At 71.5% G+C, this 24,427-nt stretch carries 24 protein-coding genes; 12 read left to right on the top strand and 12 right to left on the bottom strand.

Annotation, left to right across the window (positions count from 1 at the left end; genetic code table 11):
• The first annotated feature begins 12 nt into the window (after positions 1–12).
• From C4T78_RS07375 to C4T78_RS07360, 4 genes are read left to right on the top strand one after another with little or no spacing between them, the layout of a single operon-like run.
• Positions 13–732, top strand: a complete 720-nt coding sequence (locus tag C4T78_RS07375) for a methyltransferase domain-containing protein (RefSeq protein ID WP_093356613.1) — start codon at positions 13–15, stop codon at positions 730–732.
• A 6-nt stretch (positions 733–738) separates the two neighbouring features.
• Complete coding sequence (locus C4T78_RS07370; RefSeq protein WP_235863739.1) at positions 739–1,917, top strand: acyl-CoA dehydrogenase family protein; 1,179 nt, start codon at positions 739–741, stop codon at positions 1,915–1,917.
• Positions 1,911–2,951, top strand: coding sequence for a type III polyketide synthase (locus C4T78_RS07365; RefSeq protein ID WP_177247729.1), 1,041 nt, complete (start codon positions 1,911–1,913; stop codon positions 2,949–2,951). The genes C4T78_RS07370 and C4T78_RS07365 overlap by 7 nt, the downstream gene beginning before the upstream one ends.
• On the top strand, positions 2,948–3,655 hold the full coding sequence (locus tag C4T78_RS07360; RefSeq protein WP_093356511.1) for a YqjF family protein: 708 nt from the start codon (positions 2,948–2,950) through the stop codon (positions 3,653–3,655). The genes C4T78_RS07365 and C4T78_RS07360 overlap by 4 nt, the downstream gene beginning before the upstream one ends.
• 59 nt (positions 3,656–3,714) lie before the next feature.
• Here the strand turns inward: C4T78_RS07360 and C4T78_RS07355 are convergent, their stop codons facing one another.
• From C4T78_RS07355 to C4T78_RS07345, 3 genes are all read right to left on the bottom strand, one after another.
• Positions 3,715–4,236: a lytic polysaccharide monooxygenase auxiliary activity family 9 protein gene (locus tag C4T78_RS07355; RefSeq protein WP_093356512.1), complete on the bottom strand. Its 522-nt coding sequence runs from the start codon at positions 4,234–4,236 to the stop codon at positions 3,715–3,717.
• Positions 4,237–4,515: 279 nt separating this feature from the next.
• Entirely contained in the window at positions 4,516–5,697 is a 1,182-nt protein-coding gene (locus C4T78_RS07350) for an esterase-like activity of phytase family protein (RefSeq protein ID WP_235863740.1), read from the bottom strand.
• Between the two features lie 42 nt (positions 5,698–5,739).
• The gene (locus C4T78_RS07345; protein WP_093356515.1) at positions 5,740–6,498 is read right to left on the bottom strand and encodes an AraC family transcriptional regulator; all 759 of its coding nucleotides are present in this window, start codon (positions 6,496–6,498) and stop codon (positions 5,740–5,742) included.
• 57 nt (positions 6,499–6,555) lie between these two features.
• On the opposite strand from C4T78_RS07345, the gene C4T78_RS07340 reads away from it, so the two are divergent.
• The gene (locus C4T78_RS07340; protein ID WP_093356617.1) at positions 6,556–7,716 is read left to right on the top strand and encodes an MFS transporter; all 1,161 of its coding nucleotides are present in this window, start codon (positions 6,556–6,558) and stop codon (positions 7,714–7,716) included.
• Positions 7,717–7,722: 6 nt separating this feature from the next.
• On the opposite strand, the gene ligD is transcribed toward C4T78_RS07340, so the two are convergent.
• On the bottom strand, positions 7,723–9,321 hold the full coding sequence (gene ligD, locus C4T78_RS07335) for a non-homologous end-joining DNA ligase (RefSeq protein WP_258958328.1): 1,599 nt from the start codon (positions 9,319–9,321) through the stop codon (positions 7,723–7,725).
• On the opposite strand from ligD, the gene C4T78_RS07330 reads away from it, so the two are divergent.
• Positions 9,322–10,503, top strand: coding sequence for an NAD(P)/FAD-dependent oxidoreductase (locus C4T78_RS07330; protein WP_107916138.1), 1,182 nt, complete (start codon positions 9,322–9,324; stop codon positions 10,501–10,503).
• Between the two features lie 48 nt (positions 10,504–10,551).
• Here C4T78_RS07330 and C4T78_RS07325 read toward each other — a convergent pair whose 3' ends face one another.
• Positions 10,552–11,181 carry a class I SAM-dependent methyltransferase gene (locus tag C4T78_RS07325; RefSeq protein ID WP_093356517.1) on the bottom strand — a complete coding sequence of 210 codons (630 nt, stop codon included), beginning with the start codon at positions 11,179–11,181 and terminating at the stop codon, positions 10,552–10,554.
• Between the two features lie 789 nt (positions 11,182–11,970).
• Here C4T78_RS07325 and C4T78_RS07320 point away from each other — a divergent pair.
• The 4 genes from C4T78_RS07320 to C4T78_RS07305 all read left to right on the top strand — a co-directional run bounded on the left by C4T78_RS07320 (position 11,971) and on the right by C4T78_RS07305 (position 15,789).
• A complete protein-coding gene (locus C4T78_RS07320; RefSeq protein ID WP_093356519.1) occupies positions 11,971–13,146 on the top strand; it encodes a cytochrome P450 in 1,176 nt (391 codons plus the stop codon).
• Positions 13,147–13,154: 8 nt separating this feature from the next.
• The gene (locus tag C4T78_RS07315; RefSeq protein ID WP_093356520.1) at positions 13,155–13,754 is read left to right on the top strand and encodes an LOG family protein; all 600 of its coding nucleotides are present in this window, start codon (positions 13,155–13,157) and stop codon (positions 13,752–13,754) included.
• A gap of 52 nt (positions 13,755–13,806) precedes the next feature.
• Positions 13,807–14,565 (top strand): lipoate--protein ligase family protein, encoded by a 759-nt coding sequence (locus C4T78_RS07310; RefSeq protein WP_093356522.1) that lies wholly within the window; start codon positions 13,807–13,809, stop codon positions 14,563–14,565.
• A 192-nt stretch (positions 14,566–14,757) separates the two neighbouring features.
• Positions 14,758–15,789: an LLM class flavin-dependent oxidoreductase gene (locus C4T78_RS07305; protein ID WP_093356523.1), complete on the top strand. Its 1,032-nt coding sequence runs from the start codon at positions 14,758–14,760 to the stop codon at positions 15,787–15,789.
• A gap of 3 nt (positions 15,790–15,792) precedes the next feature.
• Here C4T78_RS07305 and C4T78_RS07300 read toward each other — a convergent pair whose 3' ends face one another.
• Both C4T78_RS07300 and C4T78_RS07295 read right to left on the bottom strand, forming a co-directional pair.
• Positions 15,793–16,281: a DinB family protein gene (locus tag C4T78_RS07300; RefSeq protein WP_218161681.1), complete on the bottom strand. Its 489-nt coding sequence runs from the start codon at positions 16,279–16,281 to the stop codon at positions 15,793–15,795.
• A 131-nt stretch (positions 16,282–16,412) separates the two neighbouring features.
• Positions 16,413–17,039, bottom strand: a complete 627-nt coding sequence (locus C4T78_RS07295; protein WP_093356526.1) for a class I SAM-dependent methyltransferase — start codon at positions 17,037–17,039, stop codon at positions 16,413–16,415.
• A gap of 67 nt (positions 17,040–17,106) precedes the next feature.
• Between C4T78_RS07295 and C4T78_RS07290 the strand changes: the two genes are divergently transcribed.
• Together C4T78_RS07290 and C4T78_RS07285 are read left to right on the top strand one after the other, a co-directional pair.
• The gene (locus tag C4T78_RS07290; RefSeq protein ID WP_218161682.1) at positions 17,107–17,685 is read left to right on the top strand and encodes a helix-turn-helix domain-containing protein; all 579 of its coding nucleotides are present in this window, start codon (positions 17,107–17,109) and stop codon (positions 17,683–17,685) included.
• Positions 17,686–18,004: 319 nt separating this feature from the next.
• A complete protein-coding gene (locus C4T78_RS07285) occupies positions 18,005–18,778 on the top strand; it encodes an endonuclease I family protein (protein WP_093356527.1) in 774 nt (257 codons plus the stop codon).
• A 51-nt stretch (positions 18,779–18,829) separates the two neighbouring features.
• On the opposite strand, the gene C4T78_RS07280 is transcribed toward C4T78_RS07285, so the two are convergent.
• The 5 genes from C4T78_RS07280 to C4T78_RS07260 form a co-directional block, all read right to left on the bottom strand.
• Positions 18,830–19,675 (bottom strand): alpha/beta fold hydrolase, encoded by an 846-nt coding sequence (locus C4T78_RS07280; RefSeq protein WP_093356528.1) that lies wholly within the window; start codon positions 19,673–19,675, stop codon positions 18,830–18,832.
• A 71-nt stretch (positions 19,676–19,746) separates the two neighbouring features.
• Complete coding sequence (locus C4T78_RS07275; RefSeq protein WP_093356529.1) at positions 19,747–20,286, bottom strand: PadR family transcriptional regulator; 540 nt, start codon at positions 20,284–20,286, stop codon at positions 19,747–19,749.
• Between the two features lie 91 nt (positions 20,287–20,377).
• Positions 20,378–21,364, bottom strand: coding sequence for an NAD(P)H-dependent flavin oxidoreductase (locus C4T78_RS07270; RefSeq protein WP_093356531.1), 987 nt, complete (start codon positions 21,362–21,364; stop codon positions 20,378–20,380).
• Between the two features lie 448 nt (positions 21,365–21,812).
• The gene (locus C4T78_RS07265) at positions 21,813–22,526 is read right to left on the bottom strand and encodes a DUF5995 family protein (protein ID WP_093356532.1); all 714 of its coding nucleotides are present in this window, start codon (positions 22,524–22,526) and stop codon (positions 21,813–21,815) included.
• 121 nt (positions 22,527–22,647) lie between these two features.
• The gene (locus C4T78_RS07260; protein WP_235863741.1) at positions 22,648–24,201 is read right to left on the bottom strand and encodes a long-chain-fatty-acid--CoA ligase; all 1,554 of its coding nucleotides are present in this window, start codon (positions 24,199–24,201) and stop codon (positions 22,648–22,650) included.
• Positions 24,202–24,427: the final 226 nt, after the last annotated feature.

Raw genomic sequence — 24,427 nt, 5'->3', positions numbered from 1 at the left:
AGCCTGGAGCGCATGGCACGCGGCGGGACGCGGACCGCGCTGCGCAACGATCCGCAGCTCTACGAGACCTGCGCGGACCAGTGGTGGCAGCCGAGAGGCGCTTTCGCGATGCTGCACTGGCTCGCCGCTGCTCGCGCAGCGCTCGTGCCCGCAGCACCGCGACCGGACGCGGTGCTGGTCGACCTGGGCTGCGGCGCGGGCCTGCTCGCACCGCACGTGGCGGACAAGGGCTACCAGCACATCGGCGTCGACCGCTCGCCGAGCGCGTTGCGGCAGGCCGCCGAGCACGGCGTGCAACCGGTGGCCGGTGACGTGCAGGCAGTGCCGCTGCCGGCGGAGTTCGCGGATTGCGTGGTGGCGGGCGAGATCTTCGAGCACGTGGTGGACCTGCGCGCCGCCGTCGCCGAAGCGTGCCGGATCCTCCGGCCCGGCGGGCTGCTGGTGCTGGACACGCTGGCGGCCACCGCGCTGTGCCGGGTGGTGGCCATCGGTCTCGCCGAACGGCTGCCGCGCATCGCACCGCGCGGGGTGCACGATCCCGCGCTGCTGGTCGACCGCGGCGTGCTGGTGGCCGAGGCGGCCCAGCACGGCGTCGACCTGGCGCTGCGGGGACTGCGGCCGTCGCTGCGGGACCTGGTGGCGTGGTCGGCCCAGCGGCGCAGCTCGGTCCGCATGGTTCCGGTGCGCACCACCGCCGTGCTGTTCCAGGCCATCGGGTGGAAGAAGGGGTGAGCGCCGGTGCCGTTGACAGCCACGTCCGCGCAGGAGGTGGTGCGGGACCTGGTTCCGCGCATCGCCGCGCGCGCCGAGCACTACGACACCGCGGGTGCCTTCCCCGCCGAGGACTTCGCGGATCTGCGCGATCGGGGCCTGCTCGGTCTGATGGTTCCCGAGGAACTGGGCGGCTCCGGTGCGTCGTTCGCCGATTACACCGCTGTGGCTGCCGAACTGGCCACCGGTGCCGGTGCCACGGCGCTGATCTTCAACATGCACGCCTCGGTCACCGGTGCCCTGGCGCACGCACCGGAGGAGCTGCTCCTGCAGATGGGTGCGCCGGAGAGCTGCTTCGACGCGCGCGACCGGCTGCTGTCCGGCGCTGCCGAAGGAGCGCTGTACGCGGTGGCGATGAGCGAGCGCGGCGGCGGATCGCGGCTGTCGCGCACCACCACCGGTTACCGGCGCGACGGCCGCGGGTTCCGCATCACCGGCCGCAAGGCGTTCGTCTCCGGCGCCGGGCACGCCGATGCCTACCTGGTCACCGCCAAGGACGTCGGGAACCGCGAGCCGAAGGTGTCCTACTTCCTGGTCCCGGCAGGTGAGGGCGTCCAGGTCGAACCGACGTGGGATTCGCTGGGCATGCGCGCCACCGGGAGCCACGACGTGCACTTCGACGTCGCCGTGGGCCCGGATGCGCTGCTCGGCGGGATCGAAGGCCTGACGTTGCTGATCGCGCAGGTGATGCCGCAGTGGCTGGTGGCCTCCTACGCCGCGGTCTACGTCGGAGTGGCCCGCTCGGCGTTGCGCGCGGGCAGCGCGCACCTGCGCGAGCGCGGGCTGCACGAGCTGCCCGCGGTGCGCAACCGGATGGGCCGCGCCGATGCCGCGGTGGCGGCGGCCGAAGCCGTCGTGCAGGAGGCCGCGCGGCGTGTCGCGCAGCAGGCCGGTGAACCGGAGACGAACCGCTGGGTGTGGCGCGCGAAGCTGGTCGCCGGGGACACCGCGGCGCAGGTGGCCTCCTCGGTGCTGGAAGCGGCGGGCACCTCGGCCACCCGGCGCGGCCACCCGCTGGAGCGCATCTACCGCGACGCCCGGTGCGGCGCGCTGCAACCGGCGACCTCCGACGTCTGCGCCGACTGGCTCGGGGTCGCCGCGCTCGGCGGCGACCCCGACCACGACACCGAAGCACCGCGCTGGTGACCCCGGCGATCGTCGGCTTCGGCTCGGCGCTGCCGGACTCCGCCGGGCAGGGCGAGCTGTGGGACGGCTTCTTCGCCGAGCACTTCGGCGGCAGCGCCCTGGCCCGCAGGCTGTTCTCGGCGGTCGGCGTGCACCGCAGGCACACCGCGGCGAACCCGCTGGAGGAAGACCTCTCCGGATGGACCACCGCGGCCCGGATGCGCCGCTTCGACGAACTGGCACCGCCGCTGGGTCACCGCGCGGTGCTCGCCGCGCTGGCCGAGGCGGGCCTGGCAGCGGAGGACGTCGGCCTGCTCACCGTCGCCTCCTGCACCGGCTACGGCACCCCGGGCCTGGACATCAAGCTCGCCGGATCGCTGGGCATGCGCCCCGATCTGCGGCGGCTGTTCGTCGGGCACATGGGCTGCTACGCGGCCCTGCCCGCGCTGGGCGGCGTCGTGGACTTCGCCACCGCGCGCGACCGGCCCGCCGTCCTGCTGTGCCTGGAGCTGACCTCGCTGCACATCCAGCCGCCCACTGCCGATCCGCAGCAGATCGTCTCGCACGCGTTGTTCGGCGACGCGGCGGTGGCGGTGGTCGTGCACCCGCGCGCGACCGGTCTGGCGGTGCTCGACGTCGCGGCCTTCACCGACACCAGCGGCCTGGACCAGATGACCTGGGACATCACCGACCTCGGCTTCCGGATGGGCCTGTCACCGCAGGTTCCCGACGTGCTGGCCCGCCACCTCGGCGCGGTGATCGGCGACCTGCTGGACCGCAACGGGCTGGGCTTGGCCGATGTCGCGGGCTGGGCCGTGCACCCCGGAGGCCCGCGCATCCTCGACACGGTGGAGGAGACCCTGGGACTTCCCGCGACGGCGCTGCGGGCATCGCGGGAAGTCCTGGCAGAGCACGGGAACTGCTCGTCGGCGACGCTGCTGCTGGTGCTGCGGAAGCTGCTCGACGGTGAGCTGCGCGGTGGGGGCAACGTGGTGGCAATGGCTTTCGGTCCTGGTCTCACGCTCTACGCGGCGCTGCTGCGGGTGAGCGGATGAGCGAGACGCTGTCGCTCGCCGCTCCGGGACGCGTCCGCTGGTCGCTGTCCGCTCAGATCTGGCGTGACGTCGTGTTCGCCCACTGGCCGTGCGATCCGGCGCTGCTCCAGCCGATGCTGCCGCGCGGCACCCGGCCGGATCTGCTCGCCGGAACCGGCTGGATCGGCCTGATCGGCCTGCGGATGACCGTGACCTCGGTGCTGGGCGTGCCGGCACCGCGCGCCCTGCGCGACTTCAACGAGGTCAACGTGCGGACCTACGCCGTCGACGAGCGCGGTCGCCGCGGGCTGGTGTTCCTGAGCATGGAGGCCTCGAACCGGGCCTTCGTGCGGACGGCCCGGGCGGTGGCCGGACTGCCGTACCGCAACGGGCGGGTGGAGTTCGAGCGCAGCGGCAGCGAAACCGGCTACCGGGTGCGACGCGGTGAGGTGGGGCTGGAACTGCGCGTCCGCCGCGGGCCGCGGATCGCGGCGGGGGAGGCCGACCGGTTCGGCACGGCGCGGTGGCGGATGTTCTCCACCTGGCACGGGGTTTCGCTGCACACGCCGGTCGACCACGAACCGTGGGCCCTGCACCGCGCCGAACCGCTGTTCTGCGCGGACTCCGGCCTGCTCGGCGAACTCGGGCTGCCCGCCCCGGAAAGCCCGGTGGCGCTCGCGGCGTCCAGAGTGGACGCCCGGTTCGGCGCACCCGGCAGGTGCTGACGAGCGGCGGGCCCGCCTCCGGAATCGGAGTGCGGGCCCGCCCTTCACCGGAAGTGGTCTTACTTGGCGCCGACGTTGAGGTCGACGCAGGCGTAGAAGGCGTTGGCCGTGTCGGCGACGTTCCACACCGCCAGCAGCTTCTGCTTGCCGCTGACGCCGCCGAGGTCGACGGTGTGCGAGAACTGCGACGGCGGCTGCTTGCCGCCGTCGTCGAAGACCGCGACGCGGTTGCCGCCGATGAAGTACTCCCAGGTGCTGGTGGCGTGGCGCGCGGTGATCGTCCAGTTGAAGTTCACCGAGTTGCCGACCGGGGTCGCCGTCCAGCCCTTGCTGTCGTCGTCCAGCTCGCCGAACGCCTGGTTGCCGCCGCTGCAGCTGGTCAGGCCCTTCGGACCCTCGACGCTCTGCGGCTCGTACTTGATCGGCCCGCACGGCACGGTGCCCTTGGCGCACTGCGCCTGGCGGCTCGGCGGGGAGTCGATGTATCCGTGCGCGCTGGCGGTGCTGGTCGGGATCGCCACCAGGAAGGGTGCGATCGCCGCACCGACGATCGCGGCGGCGAGCTTCGGCTTCTTGTTCATCTCAGCTCCTTGTGGGGAGACCGCGTTCGAGGACACCGGACGTCCTGGTAGCGGCGCTGTCGGAACTTGGCCGAGGAAGGGGAGAGGGGCACTCCGACGACCGCGGTTCACCGGCGCTTAACCGGCGAACCGTGGTCTGGACCATAAGTCGGTGATTTGGTTGGGGTCAAGGATTGACCGTTACTCGAATCGGAACGCGTTTTTCCCAAGGAGCTTGCCGTTTTTCCCGCACGCGCGAAGGGCGCGGCCCCTCCGCGGAGCCGCGCCCTTCCCGTCCGGTCAGCGGATCGCGATGGCGATCAGCTGGGTCTGCTGGTGCGGCGAGAAGTTGTTGTCGCTGACCACGAGCAGCACCCGTTCGCCGGAGGGCAGCCGCGGCCCCCAGCTGAGCCCCTCGACGTTGTCGGTGTGCGGCAGGCCGATCTCGTCCAGATCGGCGACCAGTTCCTTGCGCACCGGCCGGAAACCGCCGCCTGCCAGCGAATCCCGGTTCAGCACGTCATCGGCTCCGGCGGTGCTGAACTCGTAGATGCGCCCCTTGGTGCCCACTCCGGTGGCGTATCCGCGCTCCAGCGCGAGGAACCGGTCCGGGGCGTCGCCGGCCAGCAGCGAGGAGATTCCGTTGGTGTTCCAGTCGTTCGGCGGTTGCGGTGCGGCGAATAGCGGCTCCACCGGGTAGGCGTGCTGGGCGATCGGCCGCCCCGCCCGGTCGTGGACCGTGATGCGGCTGAAAGCGCCGTGGTCGGCGTTGGCCGACGGCCCGTCCTGCTCCAGCGGTCCCTCCAGCGCGGAGAGCAGCCTGCTGCCGTCGCTGGTGTAGGCCAGGCCTTCGAAGGTCTCGTTGACCCGCGGCCCGGATCCGCCGGTGGTCATCTTCTCGTTGGGCGCCGTCGGCAGGTCGCGGACGTACCGGCCGTCGCGGGTGGAGACCCGCAGCGCCGGGTCGAGCAGCACCGCGCCGCGGGCCGAGCCGTCCGGCGCGACGTTGCGCTGGCCCTCGTTGGTCCAGGCGACGGCGCCGGTGAGCGGGTCGACGCGCAGTTCCTCCGGATCCACCGTGCCCAGCACGTTGCGCGCGGCCCTGGGCACCGAGTGCTGCTCGTCGCGCCAGGTGTCGATCGTCGGGTAGGTGCGTCCGTCCGGGCGGCGGAACTGGTGCACCTCGGTGAAGTCCACGTCGTCGATGCCGCGCTCGGTCACCGAGATCTCCGCGCGGTAGTAGCGGGCGGGTGCGTAGTCGGACCAGTCGTCGCTGACGAAGACGAAGTCGCCGCTGCGGCGGTCGTAGTCGATCGACGACAGGCCGCCGACCGGGGTGCCGCCGACCTGGAGGTCGTGCGGCACGACGTAGCTGCCGAGCAGCCGCGCGTCGCTCTGCTGGGCGGTGGCGGGAAAGGCGGAGGGCACCAGCAGCAATGCGGCGGCGGCGCCGAGAAGCGCCGCGCGGGTTCGGATTCGCATGATCATCAGCCAACCGGCCGCTGCTCCGCACCGCCAGCTTGATCACTCTTCGGGGTGATGCCCGGCGGGTTGCTTTCCGGGCGTGTGCCCGAAGGTCCGGCGGAACACCTCGATGAACGCGCTGGCCGACGACCAGCCGGTCCGGTGGGCCACCGAGGTGACCGCCTCGCCCTCGGCCAGCAGGCGCAGCGCGTGGCAGAGCCGCAGCTGGGTGCGCCACTGCGGGAAGCTCATCCGCATCTCGGACCGGAACAGCCTGCTCAGCGTGCGTTCGCTCGCCCCGACCTGCGCGCCGAGCGAGGTCAGGGTCCGCTGATCGGCCGGGTCCTCGTCGAGCAGCGCGCAGACCGCGACCAACCGCGGGTCCCGCGGGCTGGGCAGCCGGATCGGCTGCTGCGAGGAGCGCCGCAGCTGGTCGAGCAGCACGGCGTGCAGGCGCCGCCGCTCGGCGTCGTCGGCGAACTCGTCGCGCGTGCAGGACAGGATCAGCTCGCGCAGCAGCGGGCCGACCGCCAGCACGGCGGGGGAGTCCAGCCGCAGCGGGTTCTCGCTGGTGGGCACACCGACGGTGTGCAGATCGGTTTCGCCGTACGCGCGGTGCTCGTGCACGATCCCGGCCGGGATCCACAGCGCCCGGGTGCCCGGCGCGATCCAGGTGCCCGCCCCGGTGGTCACCGAGAGCACGCCCCGCCCGGCGTAGACGATCTGGTGGTCGTCGTGCCGGTGCGCGTCGACCTCGGAACCGGCGGGCAGGTGGCGCAGTGCGGTGGGCGCTCGCGGGGTGTGGCGGATTTTCGACATGAGATGGCAGTTTATCGGAAGCGAGACAGCGCCTGCGCGTTCGAAGATCGCCCGGTGATGCAGAAGTCGAACCGGCCCGTGGGGCTGCTCGCGGTCGGCCACGCAGGTGTGGACGTCTACCAGGGCGCGGTGCCCGCGGTCATCCCGTTCCTCGTGCTCGAACGGCACTACGACTACGTCGCGGTGTCCGGGATCGTGCTCGCCGCCACGCTGCTGTCGTCGATCGTGCAACCGGTGTTCGGCGTGCTCACCGACCGGGTGCGGATGCCGTGGCTGCTCCCGGTGAGCATGACGACGGCCGGGCTCGGCGTGGCTCTGTGCGGCGTGGGCGATTCCTACGTGCTGGCTTGGCTCGCGGTCGCGCTCTCCGGGCTGGGCGTGGCGGCCTACCACCCGGAGGCGGCCCGGTTGGCGCGCGCTGCCTCCGGTGGCAGCCACCTGGCGATGAGCTGGTTCTCCCTCGGCGGCAACATCGGTTTCGCGCTGGCCCCGCTCGTCGTCGCGCCGATCCTGTCCGCGGGCGGGCTGGCGGCCTCCCCGTGGCTGATCGTCCCCGCGCTGCTGGGCGCGCTGGTGACGGTGATCGCGCTGCGCTCGATCACCGCCGCGACCGGCGCCAGGACGGCCGCGGCGACCCGGCGGGGCGTCGACGACTGGCCCGTGTTCCTGCGCCTGACCGCCGTCATCATCCTCCGCTCCGTCGTCTACATCGGACTGAGCGCGTTCGTCGCGTTGTGGGCCCAGCAGCGGGTGGGCGGCGGCGAGCTCACCGGTGCGGTGGCCTTGTTCGTGCTCTTCGCCGGTGGAGCGGTCGGCACCCTGCTGGGCGGCAGGCTCGCCGCGACCTGGGGTCGCATCCGGACGCTGCGGATCGCTTATGCGGCAACGATTCCCGCGCTGGCCGGGGTGGTCTACGCGCCGGGTGCGCTGGTGCACGTCTGCATCGGACTCGTGGCCGTGCTGCTCTACGTGCCCTTCTCGCTGCACGTCACGCTCGGGCAGGACTACCTGCCCAACCGCGTCGGCACCGCCAGCGGCGTGACGCTCGGGCTGGCGGTGAGCGTCGGCGGGATCGCATCACCGGTGATCGGCCTGCTCGCCGAGCACACCGGCCTGCAGACCGCGCTGGCCGTGCTGCTGGTGTTCCCGGTGCTGGCCTGGCTGCTCGCCCGCACGCTGCCCGAACCAGCAGCGCTGGAGGCGGTGGCCGGCCGCTGAGCCCGGTCAGACCGGTGGCAGCTGCTGCTGGACTTCGAGCAGCGGGGCGAAGGGATCGCCCGCTGCCGCCACCCGGTCCAGCACGGTGCGGATGGTCCAGCGGTCCGGGGTCAGCTCCGGGTCGTCGAGCTCCTCCCACTCCAGCGGGACCGACACCGGGGCGCCCGGGCGCGGGCGGGCGCTGTAGGGGGCGACCAGCGTCTTGTTGATGACGTTCTGCGTGTAGTCCAGGCGGGCCCGGCCGCGGCGCTCGGCCTTCGTCCACGCCCAGCTGACCAGGTCGGGCACCGCGTTGCCGACCGCCCGCGACACCTGCTCCACCCAGGCGCGGGTCTCGGCGTAGGTGTAGCGCGGTTCCACCGGCACCCAGATCTGGATGCCGCGCTGCCCGGTCACCTTCGGCCGCGCCACCACACCGAGGTGCTCCATCGCGGTGCGGTGCAGCCGGGCCAGCACCAGCACCTCCTCGAAGGTGGTCCGGCTGCCCGGATCGATGTCGAACAGCGCCCACGTCGGGTGCTGCACATCGGCGGCGCGCGAGGTCCACGCGTGCAGCTCCAGGGCCGCGTAGTTGGCCAGCCAGGCCAGCGCGGCGACGCTGTCCGGGACCAGGTACCACTGGGTGTCGTCGGGATCGGCGTCGGGATAGCGCCAGCGCTGCAACCAGTCGGGTGCGTGGCCGGGCACTTCCTTGTGCCAGAAGCCGGGTTTCTCGACCCCGTCGGGGAAGCGGTGCGAGTTCAGCGGCCGACCGTCCAGGTAGGGCAGCATGACCGGCGCGATCAGCGCGTGGTACCGGATCAGGTCCCGCTTGGTCACCGGCGCTTCGCCGTCGAGGCCCGGGAAGAGCACCTTGTCCAGGTTGGTCAGTGCGAGATCCCGGCCGTCGACCCGCCAGCGGCCCTTGGCGCCGAGCTCGTCCAGCGCGGCGATCTCGGCCTCGCTGGGCGGCTCCCAGCGTTGCAGGCGGATCTCGGCGCGGTCGGGCGGCAGATCGCTGCGCCACACCGCTTCCGGAGCCGCGGCGACCTCCTCGTTGGTGCGCCCGCTCTTCACCGACCGCGGGTGGTCCTCGGGATCCCAGCCGGGCTCGGCGTGCTCGTCCTTCTTGTGCAGCAGCAGCCACTGCGTCTCGCCGCGCCGCACCAGCACGAACCGGCCCACCAGCTTCTCGCCGTGCAGGTCGAAGTGCAGGGTCCCGGCCTCGATCGCGGCCAGCGGGTCGTCCTCGCCGGGCGTCCAGGTGCCGCGGTCCCAGACGATGACGTCCCCGCCGCCGTACTCGCCGGCCGGGATGGTGCCCTCGAAGTCGGCGTACTCCAGCGGGTGGTCCTCGACGTGCACCGCCATCCGGCGCACCGACGGATCCAGCGTCGGCCCCTTGGGCACCGCCCAGCTGACCAGCACTCCGTCCAGCTCCAGCCGCAGGTCGTAGTGGCGCCGCCGGGCCCGGTGCCGCTGCACCACGAAGCGGTCGCCGGAGCCCGCGGAGTCCTCGGCACCGCGCGGCTCGGCGGTGCGGGTGAAGTCCCGCATCTCCCGGTACTTCGCCAGCCGCTCCTCGGCCACCGCTCCCACCCCGGCTCGGTTGGTGACGTGCGACACATGTTGTCACATTTCGCGGAGTCGGCCCGGTCAACAACCGACAACGCACTCAGTGGAGAGGACGGGGCGATGACTCGACGGATCGTGGTCGTCGGAGCGGGCTACACCGGGCTGGCCGCCGCCAAGCTGGCAACGCGGTGGACCGACGCCCGGGTGACGCTGATCAACGCGGCGGACCGCTTCGTGGAACGCGTTCGCCTGCACCAGCTGGCCGCGGGCCAGCGGCTGCGCGACCTCCCGCTGACCGAGCTGCTCAAGGGCACCGGGGTGGAACTCGTCGTGGACCGGGTCACCGGCATCGACGCCGAGGCGCGCACCCTGCGGTTGGCGAACTCCGCCCGGGAGGTGGGCTACGACCACCTGATCTACGCGGTGGGCAGCGCGGCGGACCTGACCTCGGTGCCCGGCGCGGCCGAGCACGCCTTCAGCCTCGCCGACAACGACGACGCCCTGCGTCTGAAGCGGCGGTTGGCCCAGAGCGAGGTCGTCGCCGTGGTCGGCGGCGGGCTGACCGGGATCGAGGCCGCGGCGGAGCTGGCCGAGGCGAACCCGGCGCTGAAGGTGCGGTTGGTCGACCGGGGAGAGCTCGGTGCCGGACTGTCCGAGCGAGGCAGGAAGCACCTGCGACGCACCTTCTCCCGCCTGGGCGTCGAACTCCGCGAGAACGCCGGCGTTTGCGAGGTGCGCCCGGACGGCCTGGTGCTGGCCGACGGCGCGCACGTCGCTGCCGACACCGTGGTGTGGACGGTCGGGTTCCGGGTGCCGGATCTGGCCGGGCGCGCGGGTTTCGCGGTCGACGGCAACGGCCGGGTGATCGTGGACGAGGAGTTCCGCTCGATCTCGCACCCGGAGGTGACGGCGATCGGCGATGCGGCGGCGGGCCGCATGCGCAGCGGGCAGGAGCTCCGCATGGCCTGCGCGACTGGCCTTCCCTCGGCCCAGCACGCGGTCCGCGCGCTCGCCGACCGCCTGTCCGGTCGCCGGCCGCGCCCACTGCGCTTCCGCTACCTGAACCAGTGCATCAGCCTCGGCCGCAAGGACGCGCTGGTCCAGTTCGTCCACGCCGACGACACCCCGCGCGAAGCGGTCCTCACCGGCCGGAAGGCGGCGCTGTACAAGGAGGTGATCGTCCGGAGCACCATCATCTTCGAACGCCACCCGACCGTCCCGACCTCGCTGTGAACCGCCTCCACCGTGCTGACAGCGGAGCCGAACCGCGGGGTCCGCGGTTCAGCGGTGGGCGTGCAGGAACAGGTGCGGCAGCGGCTCGACCTGCTCGCGCACGATCGAGTCGACCGTGAAGCCGGCGGCGCGCGCGTCGCGGTCGAGCGTCCCGAACGTGCAGACCGTCGGGGTGTACTTCCTGCCGAAGCGCTCCACCAGGTTGTTGTCGTGGTGCTCGTTCATGCCGAGCACCAGGCGTCCGCCTGGGACCAGTCGCCGGTGGACCTTCCGCAGCGCTTCGCGCAGGTAGTCGGCGGGCAGCGCCAGGAGGCTGAAGAACGCGATCGCGGCGTCGAACTGACCGAGGTCGGCTTCGTCGAGGTCGAGCACGTCGAGCTTCCGGAACTCCGCGGCCGGGAGCTGCTTCCGGGCGATGTCGAGCATGCCGCTCGAGATGTCGATGCCGACCACGTCCATGCCTGCCGCGACGAGCTGCTCGGCCGTGGGCCTGCCGGTGCCCGAGCCGATGTCGAGCACCCGGGATCCGGCTGGGAGCTGGTCGACCAGCCGCTGCCCCGCGCGGATCTGGTCGGGCACGTCGCCGACCATCGCCTCGTAGCCCGGGGCCAGCCGGTCCGCGTAATCGGCCAGGGCCTTCGAGTCCGGCGGGTGCTCGATGTACCGAACGTCATTCATCTGAATCCTCCTCTTGTCCTGCTGAGCAGCGTGATCCGCCCGGCGTGATGTTAGGAGTTCGATCGAACTGCCGCCGAATGCTGATAACAATTTCGCCCTGCCCGGTGTCCGTCAAATTTCCGGTGACCCCCACTCGGGCGGTTCTGACCCATTCAGATATTCCGATCACTTCGCCGTGCGGGTCGCTCGCGGCTCTGACACCCTCGTTGTGCCGGTCGACTCACCGGTGTCCGGGAATAGAGGGGAATATCGTGGTCGACTCCGCTTTCTCGGCCATTCAGAACGAATTCGGAGTAATTCCGCCGGCCGATAGGCGCGGGCGAACCGGCAGCTCGGTGCGCACGCCCGCGTCGGGTGCGGCCCGGGTAGCGGCCGCTTCGGCGCGAGCCGCCTGGATCTCGTTCGCGGCCGGCAGCTGCTTCGTCGCGGTCGGCGTCGGCCGCGACCCCGATCGCGCGGGGGGAAAGCGCGAGAAGGCGCGGAAGAAGATCGGCGGCGAACCCGTCGGGGGTTGGGGAATCGGATTCGTCCGGTTCCCCTTTTCCTGGTCGGCGCGCTTTCCGGATCTCGCTCTTCTCCCGTTCACCCCGATCCCCGCGGAATGGTTCGAATGCGCATCGGGGGCGAGGGCGGGCTGCGGGAGGCGCGCGAACTTGTGGAGGGAATTCCGGGCGGAAAGATCTCCGGACGATCCGTTCCAGAGCATATCCGGATGGGAATGGGCTGCCTGCTCGCCGAGCCGCCCGGCCGGCGCATCGAGAGAACCACCGTGGAAAGGAATCTCAGGTCATGACGGTATCCCGGACCGAACTGGACTTCCCGTTCTCCCGGCGAGGTGACGTGGTGCCGCCCGAGTGCGCGCACCTGCGCGAGCGCGAGCCCGTCGCGCGAGTGCGGACGATGACCGGCGACCCGGCCTGGCTCGTGTCCAGCTACGAGCTGTGCAAACAGGTGATGGACGACGAGCGGTTCAGCCAGGGCAGGACCGCGTCGCCCGGGGTGCCCCGCCAGTACGCGCTGACGATCCCGCCGGAGGTCGTCAGCAACATGGGCAGCGTCGACAACGCCGGGCTGCGGGCTGCGGTCATGAAGGCGCTCCGGCCCACGGTGAGGACCACGGCGCGCCTGCGGGAGCGCGCCGAGCAGTTGCTCGACGACGTGGTCCGGGAGGGGCCGCCGGCGGATCTGAACCACAGGTACGCCGAGCCGTACTCGATGCTGATGTTCTGCGATCTGCTCGGCCTGCCCGAGGAGGACTGGCGGCAGTGGGCGGGAAGCGTGGACATGGGGTTCGTGACCAGTCCGGTCCCGTACGAAGGTGCGCTGGCGGCCTGGAACAAGGACCACCGCTACGTCCTCGAAGTGCTGCGGTCCGGACCGTCATCCGGGTTGCTGGGCCGGTTCGCGGAGCTGCGCGGCACCAACGGGCTGACCGAGGAGCAGCTGGCGACGATGGTCGCGGGGCTGTTCGCGGGAGGTGCGGTCAGCACCACCGCGTTCCTGCTGCACGCGACCCTCCTGCTGCTGCAGCGCCCGGAGCTGATCGAGGAACTGCGCGCGGATCCCTCCCGGATGCCGCGAGCGGTCGAGGAACTGCTGCGCTGGACGCTGTCCATCGGCGACGGCCTGCCCCGGGTGGCCGTTGCGGACGTGCAGCTCGGTGACGTCCTGATCCGCGAGGGCGAACTGGTGCTGCTCCTGGTGGAAGGAGCCAACCACGACCCGTCGGTGTTCCCGGACCCGGAGCGGATCGACCTGGACCGGAACCCGAATCCGCACCTCGCCTTCGGCAGCGGGCGGCACTTCTGCCCCGCATCGGCGCTCGCTCGCGTGCACGCCGAGGTCGGGCTGACCGCGCTGCTGGAGCGGCTGCCGGGAGTCCGGCTCGCCGTTCCGAGCGAGACGCTGAACTGGCGGAAGTGGTTCGTCAAGCGGGTGCCGGAGCGGCTCCCGGTGATCTGGTGAGGAGCGAAATGGCGAAGCTGTCGGTCGGGATCTTCTGCGGCGCGTCCACCGGGAACTCCCCGCGCTACCTCCAGCTCGGCCACGAGCTCGGGCGACTGCTCGCCGAGCGCGGCCACCGCTTGGTCTACGGCGCGGGCGGCATCGGGGTGATGGGGGCCGTCGCCCGCGGAGCCGCCGCAGAAGGCGGTGAGATCCTCGGTGTTGTCCCGGAGTTCCTGCGGGCCAGGGAGATGAGCGATGAGCTGCCCAGCCAGGAGCTGGTGCTGACCCGAGACCTGCTCGACCGCAAGCGGCGGATGATCGACGGATCGGACGCGTTCATCGCCCTGCCCGGCGGGTACGGCACGATCGACGAGGTGGTCGAGGTGCTCTCGATGGCCGCGCTGGGACTGGACGTCGGTCCGCTGGTGCTGATCGACGTGGTGGGCGACTGGGGCCCGTTCCTGGCGCTGGTCGACGGCCTGGCCGAGCGCGGTTTCGTCCGCCGCACCGATCTGTGCCACGTGGTGGGCGGGGTGACCGAGGCGCTCGACCTGGTCGAGGAGCTGGTCGCACCGGTGGTGCCGCGGGCCAGGAACGGCGGCGAGGTGCCGATGCGGGTGCGCTGAGACCTCGGCAGCACTTGAGAACTCCGTGCGCGCGGCCGATTAGGATCGGCTCGTGGAGCTTTATCGCGGTGCGCTCGGGGTGGATTCGGACCAGGCCTTGGAGGTCGCGGTCGCGCACGCGATGCTGCGCCGGGTGAGCGATGGCGAGACCGGCGCCGGTGTGCGGATCTACCGGCCGAGCGGGCGCGTCGTGGCGTTCGGCCGCCGGGACACCCTGCTGCCCGGCTTCCCGGACGCCGTCCGCGCCGTGCGCGAGGCCGGATTCACGCCGGTCGTGCGGGCGCCCGGCGGCCGGGCGGTGGCCTACACCGAACGCTCGCTGGTGGTCGACCACGTCGGGCCCGATCCCGGTTACCTGTCCGGGATGGAGGACCGGTTCACCGGCTACGCCGAGCTGTGGGCCGACGTCCTGCGCAAGCACGGCGTCGAAGCGCAGATCGGCGCGGTGCCGGGCGAGTACTGTCCCGGCGCGCACAGCGTGAACGCGCGGGGGAGGGTGAAGCTGGTCGGCACCGCCCAGCGACTGGTGCGCGGTGCGTGGCTGTTCAGCGCCGTGGTGATCTTCGACCACACCGAGGTGCTGCGCCCGCTGCTCACCGAGGTCTACCGGCTGCTGGACCTGCCCTTCGACGACGATTCCGTCGGGTCGGTGGTGGACGAATCGCCCGGCCTGCGGCTGGCGGACCTGGAAGCCGAAGTGATCACCGCCTACGACGACCGCTACGGCTTGGAACCCGCGCAGCTGCCGGAAGCCCTGCTCACCCGTGCGGGAGATCTGGCCCCCGATCACCGGGTCGGCACCGGGCGCTGAGACCGGCGCCGGTGGTTTCCACGTCATGGGACGCGTTGACACCCGGTTCCGGCGGTCCGAGTATCGGTGCCGTGCGGATCGCGCTCGTCCGAGCCGCGGATCACCGCTGACCGCAACGGATCCGCATCCGTCCTCAGTGGACTTCACCGACACGTGAGCGCGGCCTCCGGGTCGCGGAGGAGGTGCGCGGTCGTGCAGTTGGGCATCCTCAGCCTGGGCAGCACGCAGCCGGATCCGGTCACCGGCGCGACGGCGTCGGCCACGAGGCACTTCGACGACGTCGTGCGGCTGGCGGAGCTGGCCGAAGAGGCCGGCCTGGACTACTTCGGCTTCGGCGAGCACCACGCGGGCCGGACCGTGGCGACCGCGCCGCCGGTGGTGCTGGCGGCCATCGCGGCCCGCACCAGCCGCATCCGGCTGATCACCACCGTCACCCTGCTGAGCACGCTCGATCCGCTGCGGGTGGCCGAGGACTACGCCACGCTGGACCACCTCTCGCACGGCAGGCTGGAACTGATCGTCGGCAAGGGCAATTCCGCCGATCCCTACACCATGTTCGGCTACGACCGCGCTCAGCAGTGGGAGTTGCAGGCCGAGCACTACGAGATCCTGCGCCGGTTGTGGCGGGAGGAGGACGTCACCTTCCGCGGCAGGTTCCGCTCCCTGGACGGCGTCACCAGCCTGCCGCGACCGCTGCAGGCGCCGCCGCCGGTGTGGCACGGGGTGGCGACCAGCCTGGCCTCGCCGGAACTCGCGGCGCGCAACGGAGATCCGATCTTCGTCGCCAACGCGATCCAGCCGATGGAGAACTACGGCAGGCTCGTCGACCACTACCGGCAGCAGTGGGAGCTGCACGGGCGCGATCCGGCGCAGGCCAGAGTCGGGTCGGGCGGCATGCTTTTCGCGGCCAAGACCTCCCAGCAGGCCCGCGACGTGCTGCGGCCCTACTACGAGGCGCAGTGGACCGATCGCGATCCGACCCGCGACCGCGGCGGCGTCGGGGACGAGCCGGTGGGGGCGTCGCTGGAGCGCAACATCGCCGAGGGCGGGCTGTTCGCGGGGAGCCCGCAGGAGATCGTGGACAAGGTCGGCACCTACCGCGAGCGCTACGGCCACGACCTGATGATCTTCGGCCCGCAGATCGGCGGCATGCCCCACCCGCTGGTCGCCGAATCGCTCGACCTGTTCGCCGCGGAGGTCGCACCGCAGCTGGCGGCGCTGTGACCATCAGCGCCCGGTGGCGCCGTCGACGAGTTCGCGGAGGATGTCGGCGTGTCCCGCGTGGCGGCCGGTCTCCTCGATCATGTGCGTCAGCGCCCAGCGGATGCTGGGAGCCGGGAGGTCGGATCCCGGGCGCGGTACGGGCGCGCCGAGATCGGTGCACCCGTCGAGAACCTCGTTCGCCAGCCGGACCGCTTCCCGGTAGCGGGCGAGGACGTCGGCCGCGCTCTCCCCGGCTGCGGCCCGGAAGGTCGCCTGCCAGTCGGCGACGCGGTCGCCGAGGAACGTCGAGCGCTCGACGGCGGTCAGGTGGGTGAGCAGGCCGAGCAGGTTCGTGCCCGACGGCACCCCGGCGGTGCGCACCCGCGGTTCGGGCACGCCGTCGAGCTTCCCGGCGACCGAATCCCGGAGGTAGTCGAGGAATCCGCGCAGGACTTCGGCTTCGCCGCTGCCGGTCCGGGGCGGCGGGGTGTCGCGACGCGTCGTGCTGGGCAAAGCAGTGCTCCTTGTTCGTCGTGAACCAGAACGGCGACCCCGAGGCGGGCCGGGATGTGCGCACCCGAACCCGACCGCCATCGCCCGAGGCGTGCGCAATGCGAAACCCACCGTCTCCCGGGTGAGTCCGGTCAGGTGGTGCGGCGGATGAGCAGGACGTGGTCGACGACCTCGGCGGTGCGCCCGCCGGGGCCGGTCGCGATGCGGCGCGGTGCCTCGGCGCGGTCGATCACCCACCCGGTCAGGTCCAGGCCGATCCCCGCGGCGACCTCCCGCGCGCTCGGGTAATGGATGTCGGGGTCCTGGTTCCACGACCACGGCGCGGCCGAACCGTGGTCGACGACCAGCAGTCGCCCGCCCGGGCGCAGCGCCTGCGCGGCCGCGCGCAGGACGCCTGCCCGGTCCAGCTCTGCCGGGGTTTGCAGGTAGTGGGCGCAGACGAGGTCGAACCGGCCTCGCGGGAAGGACTCCTGCAGGTCGTGGCGCTCGGCGGTGATCCGCTCGGCCAGGCCGTGCGAGCGGGCGAGATCCGCCAGCCGCTCGACGGCGACGGACGAGATGTCGGCTGCGGTGACGCGCCAGCCCCGCCGCGCCAGCCACAGCGCATCGCCGCCGTCACCGCACCCGAGGTCCAGGGCGTCGCCGACCGGCAGGTCCGCGACCGCCTCGGTGAGCCGGGCGTTCGGTTCCGGGTCGGTGGCCGGTGTCCGGGCCGCGTGGACTTCGTCCCAGAACGCGGCCGCGTCGGTGGTGTTCATGCGCCGGAGTCTTGCCGGGCTCGTGACCGCTCGGCACGAGATCTTGCCGTTCCGGCAAGATGATCGCGTGGACCCGGTGACCGAGGACGTGCTCGACGCGGTGGGGCCGAGGCTGCGCGCGCTGCGCCGCGGCAGGGGGATCACCCTCGCCGATCTCGCGACGAGGACGGGCATATCGGAGAGCACGCTGTCCCGGTTGGAGAGCGGGCTGCGCAAGGCGACGCTCGAACTGCTGCTGCCGCTGGCCCGCACCTACGACGTGCCGCTGGACGACCTCGTCGGCGCCCCGCGCACCGGTGATCCGCGCATCCACCTCAAGCCGATCCACCGGTTCGGGATGACCTTCATCCCGCTGTCCCGGCGACCGGGCGGCGTGCAGGCGTTCAAGATGATCATCCCCGCCCGCGGTGAACCGCTCGAACCCACGCCGCAGACCCACGACGGCTTCGAATGGCTCTACGTGCTCAACGGCCGCTTGCGGCTCGTGGTCGGCGAGCGCGACCTGACGTTGCCACCGGGCGAGGCCGCCGAGTTCGACACCTCCTCGCCGCACTGGCTGGGCAGCGCCGACGGCGGCGCGGTCGAACTCCTCATCCTGTTCGGAGCGCACGGGATGCGCGCTCACGTCAGCGGTCACCGCGCGTGATCAATGGGAATGTCCGATTTGTCGGCCGCATTCACAGTTCTCCACCAATTGCGGTGCGGCGCTGGACTTCCCGTTGACGGCACTACTACCGGCATCGGACGTTCCCGTTGTTTCCATTTGGTGATCGCGCCGGGACCGCGCGTGACGGCCCGAGTCCGGTCGTTTTCCCAGTTGGCGCGGCGTTCGGCGGAATCGGCGCAATCCGCCGTTCGTCCGCGTGATCACTGTCCGACACCGAGCTCCCCCAATTGGTTCACCCAATGGTGATCGTCGGTATGGCACGCTTCCCCCCGGTTGCACACGGGGAGAGGACCACACGATGAAAACCACCCGATGGAAGCCGTTATCCCTGTTACTCGGTGTCGCCCTGGTGGCGATCCCGTTCCCGGCGGCGGGCGCGTCCACCGCCGAGGACTACTACCAGGACGCGCAGGGCAAGACCGGCGAGGAGCTCAAGACCGCGCTGAACGGGATCATCAGCACCGGTACCACCACGTTGTCCTACGACCAGGTGTGGGACGCGCTGAAGGTCACCGACGAGGACCCGAACAACTCCAGCAACGTCGTCCTGCTCTACACCGGCCGGTCGCAGAGCAAGGACAGCAACGGCGGTGACCCCGACCAGTGGAACCGCGAGCACGTCTGGGCCAAGTCGCACGGCGACTTCGGCACCGCGCCCGGCCCGGGCACCGACGTGCACCACCTGCGTCCGACCGACGTCTCGGTGAACTCCGAGCGCGGCAGCAAGGACTTCGACATGGGCGGTGAAGAGGTCGGCGAGGCGCCCGGCAACTTCACCGACGCCGACTCCTGGGAGCCCCGCGACGAGGTCAAGGGCGACGTCGCCCGGATGATCTTCTACATGGCGGTGCGCTACGAGGGCACCGACGGTGCCCCCGATCTGGAGGTCAACGACGAGGTCGAGAACGGCAAGCAGCCGTTCATGGGCCGCGTGTCGGTGCTCAAGCAGTGGCACGAGCAGGATCCGGTGGACGCCGGCGAGGAGCGCCGCAACCAGGTGATCTTCGACCAGTTCCAGCACAACCGGAACCCGTTCATCGACCACCCGGAGTGGGTCGCCGAGATCTGGTGACAACACCCAGCGAAGGGGCGCCCGCGATGCCGATCGCGGGCGCCCCCTCGCTCATCCGGCCAGGAAGTCGGCCAGCAGGGCGTTGAGGTGATCGGCGCGGCAACCGGGAATCGCGTGGTGACCGACATCGGCGAGCACCTCGGTCCGGACGTCGGGGACCGCGCGGTTCGCCTCCGCGATCAGGCGGTCGACGTCGTGCGCCTTGGACTTCGCGGCGCCCACGACGAGCGTCGGCACCGCCAGGCGGGTGGGTTCGGGCTTCGGGCCCGTGATCACCTTCGCGCGCTGGAACGTCGCCGCGCGGGCCAGCAGCTCCAGCTGGTCGGCGTCGATCTCGGCGCCTGCGGTTTCCCACCGCAGGAAGTCGCGCGTCCGGCGCGGATCCGGGCGCAGCAGCGTCGGCAGGGCGCGCAGCAGGTAGCGCGGGTTCCACCTGGTGAAGCAGGCCGTCGGGTCCAGCAGCGCGAGGCGGCGCACGCGCGTCGAGCGAACGGCGTGGTGCAGCGCGATCCAGGCTCCGTAGGAATGCCCGCACAGGTCCGCGGTTTCCAGGCCGAGCTGGTCGAACACATCGTCCAGCCAGGACATCAGGCCGTCCAGATCGCGCACCGGTTCGCCGCCGACGACGCTGCGGCCGGCTTCGCCGAGCAGGTCGACGGCGTGGATGCGGTGCGTCCGGCCGAGCGCTTCGACGTTGGCCGCCCAGATCGCCGAGGTCGCACCGCCGCCGGGCAGCAGCACCAGCGGCGTTCCGCCCGGGTTCCCGCAGAGGTGGACGCGAGTGGTTCCCCAGGCCGAGCGCAGGTCGCGCGCTTCGAGCGGAACCGGCCACCGCGCGAACGCGGCGTCGTAGGCGGCGAAGAAGCTCTCGGCGTCCGCCGGATCCCGGAACCCCATGCGCCACCTCATTCGTCGAGCCGATGATCGAGAGGTTAGCGCGGTGCGGTGGGAGCCGGACCCGGATCGGGTCAGATCTCGTCCTCGAGAGCGCTGATCACTTCCTCGCACCAGTCCACCATCGACTGCTCGGTGCGGATTCCGCCGCGCAGCACCAGGAACTGGTGCCGGGACCGGCCGGACAGCCGCTCGGGCTCCGGGAAGTCGCGCTGCTCGATCGCCCGGTAGACGGCCAGCCGCTCGGCGTGCAGCCGGTGGTGGCGGCGAACCTCTTCGAGCACCTGGCCCACGTCACCGCAGGACGCGCCGCGGATCTTCACCGACAGCTCGTTGCGCGCCGTCGCCGGAGCCGCTGGTTCGCCGAGCCAGCGGGCCAGCTCGGCGGCGCCCTCGGCGCTGACCCGGTAGACCTTCTTGTCCGGCCGCTTCTCCTGCGCGACCGCGTCACCGGCCACCCAGCCGAGCTCCACCATCCGCTTCAGGCTCCGGTAGATCTGCTGGTGGCTGGCGCTCCAGAAGAACCCGATCGACTTGTCGAACCGCCTGGCCAGCTCGTACCCGGACCCGGCGCGCTCCTGCAACGACACCAGGATCGCGTACTCCAACGACACCGAAGGCTCCTCAGATCGGGCGGGCACTGCCGATGCCGACGATAGTCCGCGGCGCGCCGGCCCCGGGGGCGGTCCGCTCAGCGGGTCCGGTTCACGCGGACGTGCTGAGCAGGGTGCCGAGCCGACCGCGGATGAGCTCGCTTGCTTCGCGCACGATGCGACCCACCAGCTCGTCGACCGCGGGGACGTCGTCGATCAGGCCCTGGACCATGCCGACGCTCCAGATGCCCAGCTCGGTGTCGCCCTGCTCGTATACCTGCCTGCCGCGAGCGCCGGCGACCAGCTCGCGCACGTCCTCGAACGCGCCGCCGTCGTCCAGCCGGGCCACGACCTCGCGGCTGACGGAGTTGCTGGCCACGCGGGCGGTGTTGCGCAGCGGGCGGAAGATCAGCTCGGTGTCCAGCTCGCTGGCCGCGGCGATGCGCTTCTTGACCTCGTCGTGGATCGGCGACTCGGCGGTGCACATGAACCTGGTGCCCATGTTGATGCCATCGGCACCCAGCGCGAGCGCGGCGACCAGGCCGCGCGCATCGGCGAAGCCGCCGGAGGCGATGATCGGGATGCTCAGCTCGTCGGCGGCGCGGGGGATGAGCACCAGCCCGGGGACGTCGTCCTCGCCCGGGTGCCCGGCGCACTCGAATCCGTCGATGCTCACCGCGTCGACGCCGAGCTGCTGCGCCTTGAGCGCGTGGCGGACGCTGGTGCACTTGTGCAGCACCTTCACCCCGGCCGGTTTGAAGGCGGCGACCTGCTCGGCGGGGTTGGCCCCGGCGGTCTCCACGATCCCGACGCCCGACTCGATGATGGCCTGCCGGTACTCCGCGTACGGCGGCGGCGTGATGGTCGGCAGGATCGTGATGTTGACGCCGAACGGCTTGTCGGTCAGCTCGCGGCAGCGCGCGATCTCCTTGACCAGGTCCTCGGGCGTGGGCTGGGTGAGCGCGGTGATCATGCCGAGCGCCCCGGACTCGGCGACGGCGGCGGCGAGCTCGGCCCGCCCGACCCACTGCATACCGCCTTGCACGATGGGGTGCTCGACGCCGAACTCCTCGGTGAACCTGGTCCGGAAAACGCTCATGACTGGCCTCCTGATGGTGCTCACCGGCAACCTACTATGCACAAAGTTGCAATGCAACTAGTTGCATACCTCGGCGCGGTGCTGCCCGCCGCTCCCGGAGCGGCCGTCGCCGGAGCACGCTGACCGGCCGGTGCTGACCGCGCTCTCCGAAGTGGACTGCTGGTGGAATGCAGGACCGCACCTGCCCGGGTCCGGCGGGTGACGACGGCGATCGGCGGGGAGGAGTTTTCCCCGTCCGGGACGGAAAAGCCCATGGTCGAGCCGTACGGCGAGAGCTGCCGACGGGTGTGCGAGCGAGGGGAGCTGGGAGCAGTGCAACCGGGTGGTGCGGGCGCGGGAGCAGGCGCCGCGCCGACAGCACCGGTTGGCCGATCTCGCCGGGCGTTCCTCGCCACCGGGCCGGCACCACGTCCTGGTGGCGAGGACATCGTCCGATCCTGGTCGCCCGCTACTCCGGCGGCGGGGGCACGACGGGCAGCAGGATGCCGTGGCCGACGGCGCCGACGGTTTCGCCGAGTGCGGCCTCGTGGCTGTCGTAGGCCAGCGGGTTGATGCTCGTCTTGTCGTGCCACAGGCTCTGGGCCGTGGCCCAGGCGGCCTTGCGGGCGGTGGAGATGGAGAAGCCGCTCACCGCGTGCTTGAGGAGTTCGGCGTCGCGGGTGGCGACCTTGACGATCTGGACCTCGAACTCGGCGCGCACTTCCGCCTCGACGCTGGCGAGCAGGTCGTTGACCTTCTCGTAGTCCTGGTGGACCGGCGGGGTGTCGGGTGTGGTGCGTCGTTCGGTGCAGGTGTCCACGACGGCGATGGCCAGGTCGTGGTTGATGTGGGCGTTCATCCCGGCCAGCGCGAACTGGACGGGCCAGATCACCTGGTTGTCGCGGGCCTGGAACAGCGGTGCCCAGGAGGCTTCGACGCGGCGGCCCGCCTTCGCGGCGTCGACGTTGCGCAGGTACAGACCGGCGAAGATGACGTCCATGCGCTCCAGGAACGCGTTGTCCTGGAACGCGCCCTCGGTGACGTTCTCCTTCACCAGCTTGGTGACTTTCAGGTACATGCGGTTGAAGCAGGCGATGCCGTCGCCCGGGGGGAGCTCGGCGTCGATCTCCTCCATCCTGGTGATGACACCGTCGATGGTGGTGGGCAGGTCCACGGCTGTCATGGGCGGTCTCCCGTCGAGATGGCTGGGTGCGGTGCGCGCGCTGCGCGCTGCGCCTGCAGCCATGCTGCGGGTGGCCGCGGCATGCTGCCGAGCCGAATCACCTGAACCGGGCGGGTTTTCGTCACTCCTGGACGGTGAGGCGGCCCGCCGCGTGGTCGGCGCGCAGCTGCGTTTTGAGCACCTTCCCGCTCGGGTTGCGCGGGAGCTCGGCGACGACGGCGAGCCGTCGCGGGCGCTTGTAGCCCGCCAGGCGGTCCTGGCACCAGTCCGCGATGTCGCCGGGCGACGGCGGGTCGGCGGCATCGCGCGGTCCGACGACCGCCAGCGGCGTCTCGCCCCAGCGCTCGTCGGGGATGCCGATCAGGGCGACCTCGGCGATCTTGGGATGTGCCGCCAGCACGTCCTCGATCTCGGCGCAGTAGATGTTCTCGCCGCCGGAGATGATCATGTCCTTCTTGCGGTCCACCACGTAGAGGTAGCCGTCCTCGTCCTGGCGCACCAGGTCGCCGGAGTGGAACCAGCCGCCGCGGAACGCTTCGGCGGTCTCGGCGGGTTTGCCCCAGTACTCGCGCATCACGGTCGGGCCGCGGTAGACGATCTCGCCGACCTCGCCCGGCGGCACGTCCCGCATGTCCTCGTCGACGATCCGCACCTCGACGTTGAGCATCGGCGTGCCCACCGAACCGATCTTGCGCAGCGCGTCCTCGCCGCGCAGGACCGTGGTCACCGGGCTGCACTCGGTCTGCCCGAACGCGGTGGTGATGTCGGTGCCGGGGAACTTCTCGAACATCGCGCGCAGCAGCGTGGTCGAGGCAGGTGCGGCGCCCCAGGTGATCCGCCGCAGCGCGGAGAGGTCGTAGGTGGAGAGGTCGGGCAGGTCGCAGATCGCCTGCCACTGCGCGGGCACCAGGAAGCAGGCGGTGATGCGCTCCCGGGCCAGCAGCTCGGCGGTTTCGGCCGGGTCGAACCGGCCCGATGCGGCGATCACGATCCGGCCGCCCTGCAGCAGGTAGGGCAGCATCCCAGACACCCCGGCGATGTGGAACAGCGGCACCCCGACCAGCCAGGCCTTGTCCTCGCCGGTGATGCCGTGGTGCACCGCCGAGCTGAACGTGTGCATCAGCAGGTTGTGGTGGCTGAGCACCGCGCCCTTGGGGCGGCCGGTGGTGCCGGAGGTGTACATGATGAACGCCGGGGACTGCTCGTCCACGGCGATCTCGGCGTGCACGGGTGAGGCCGCGGCCAGCGCCGCTTCGTAGTCCCCCGATTCTCCGACGACCAGCCGGACGTCCACATCGGATGCCTTAGCGAGAACTCCGGTGAAGAGCTCGTCGACGATCACGGCGCGGGCCCCGCTGTCGGCCAGCACGTAGGCCACCTCGTCGGCCACCAGGCGGAAGTTGACCGGCACGCAGATCGCGCCCAGCCGCGCCGCCGCGAAGTAGGACTCGACGATCTCCGGCCCGTTGCGGCCGAGCACCGCGATCCGGTCGCCCGCGGCCACGCCGCGGTCGGCGAGCGCGTTGGCGAGCCTGGTGACGCGCTCGTCCAGCTCCCGGTAGGTGCGGCCGCTGCCCGCGAAGCGCAGTGCGATCTCGTCGGGGATCTTGCGGGCGTGGCGGGCGAGCTGGTCGCTGGTGGTCATGCCTCGGCCGGACTGCGCGGGTGCTGGCATCGCTACCTCGTCGGTGAGAGCGGCGTGACGTGCCTCATACTGCGTCGGCCCGGCTGAACGGTCAACCTCGGCCGGTGCGTTCCACGTGCCCGGACGCCGGTGCGTCCACAGTGGACATGATGAGGAGTTGCGTGCCGGCGAGCGCGTTGGGTCTTCGTCATTCCTGCGTCGCCGCAGCGGGTCCGCCCGCCGACGCGGCGCAAGGCCCGGAAACGCGGATGTTCGG

Source organism: Saccharopolyspora kobensis (genome assembly GCF_900108315.1).
GTDB lineage: Bacteria > Actinomycetota > Actinomycetes > Mycobacteriales > Pseudonocardiaceae > Saccharopolyspora > Saccharopolyspora kobensis.
This window is presented reverse-complemented; position numbering and strand designations above follow the sequence as displayed.

Coding starts and splice junctions, on each gene's coding strand:
- C4T78_RS07375 (WP_093356613.1), top strand. CDS start 13: ATGGCACGCGGCGGGACGCGGACCGCGCTGCGCAACGATCCGCAGCTC.
- C4T78_RS07360 (WP_093356511.1), top strand. CDS start 2,948: ATGAGCGAGACGCTGTCGCTCGCCGCTCCGGGACGCGTCCGCTGGTCG.
- C4T78_RS07355 (WP_093356512.1), bottom strand. CDS start 4,236: ATGAACAAGAAGCCGAAGCTCGCCGCCGCGATCGTCGGTGCGGCGATC.
- C4T78_RS07350 (WP_235863740.1), bottom strand. CDS start 5,697: ATGCGAATCCGAACCCGCGCGGCGCTTCTCGGCGCCGCCGCCGCATTG.
- C4T78_RS07345 (WP_093356515.1), bottom strand. CDS start 6,498: ATGTCGAAAATCCGCCACACCCCGCGAGCGCCCACCGCACTGCGCCAC.
- C4T78_RS07340 (WP_093356617.1), top strand. CDS start 6,556: ATGCAGAAGTCGAACCGGCCCGTGGGGCTGCTCGCGGTCGGCCACGCA.
- C4T78_RS07330 (WP_107916138.1), top strand. CDS start 9,322: ATGTTGTCACATTTCGCGGAGTCGGCCCGGTCAACAACCGACAACGCA.
- C4T78_RS07325 (WP_093356517.1), bottom strand. CDS start 11,181: ATGAATGACGTTCGGTACATCGAGCACCCGCCGGACTCGAAGGCCCTG.
- C4T78_RS07320 (WP_093356519.1), top strand. CDS start 11,971: ATGACGGTATCCCGGACCGAACTGGACTTCCCGTTCTCCCGGCGAGGT.
- C4T78_RS07315 (WP_093356520.1), top strand. CDS start 13,155: ATGGCGAAGCTGTCGGTCGGGATCTTCTGCGGCGCGTCCACCGGGAAC.
- C4T78_RS07295 (WP_093356526.1), bottom strand. CDS start 17,039: ATGAACACCACCGACGCGGCCGCGTTCTGGGACGAAGTCCACGCGGCC.
- C4T78_RS07285 (WP_093356527.1), top strand. CDS start 18,005: ATGAAAACCACCCGATGGAAGCCGTTATCCCTGTTACTCGGTGTCGCC.
- C4T78_RS07280 (WP_093356528.1), bottom strand. CDS start 19,675: ATGGGGTTCCGGGATCCGGCGGACGCCGAGAGCTTCTTCGCCGCCTAC.
- C4T78_RS07270 (WP_093356531.1), bottom strand. CDS start 21,364: ATGAGCGTTTTCCGGACCAGGTTCACCGAGGAGTTCGGCGTCGAGCAC.
- C4T78_RS07265 (WP_093356532.1), bottom strand. CDS start 22,526: ATGACAGCCGTGGACCTGCCCACCACCATCGACGGTGTCATCACCAGG.
- C4T78_RS07260 (WP_235863741.1), bottom strand. CDS start 24,201: ATGCCAGCACCCGCGCAGTCCGGCCGAGGCATGACCACCAGCGACCAG.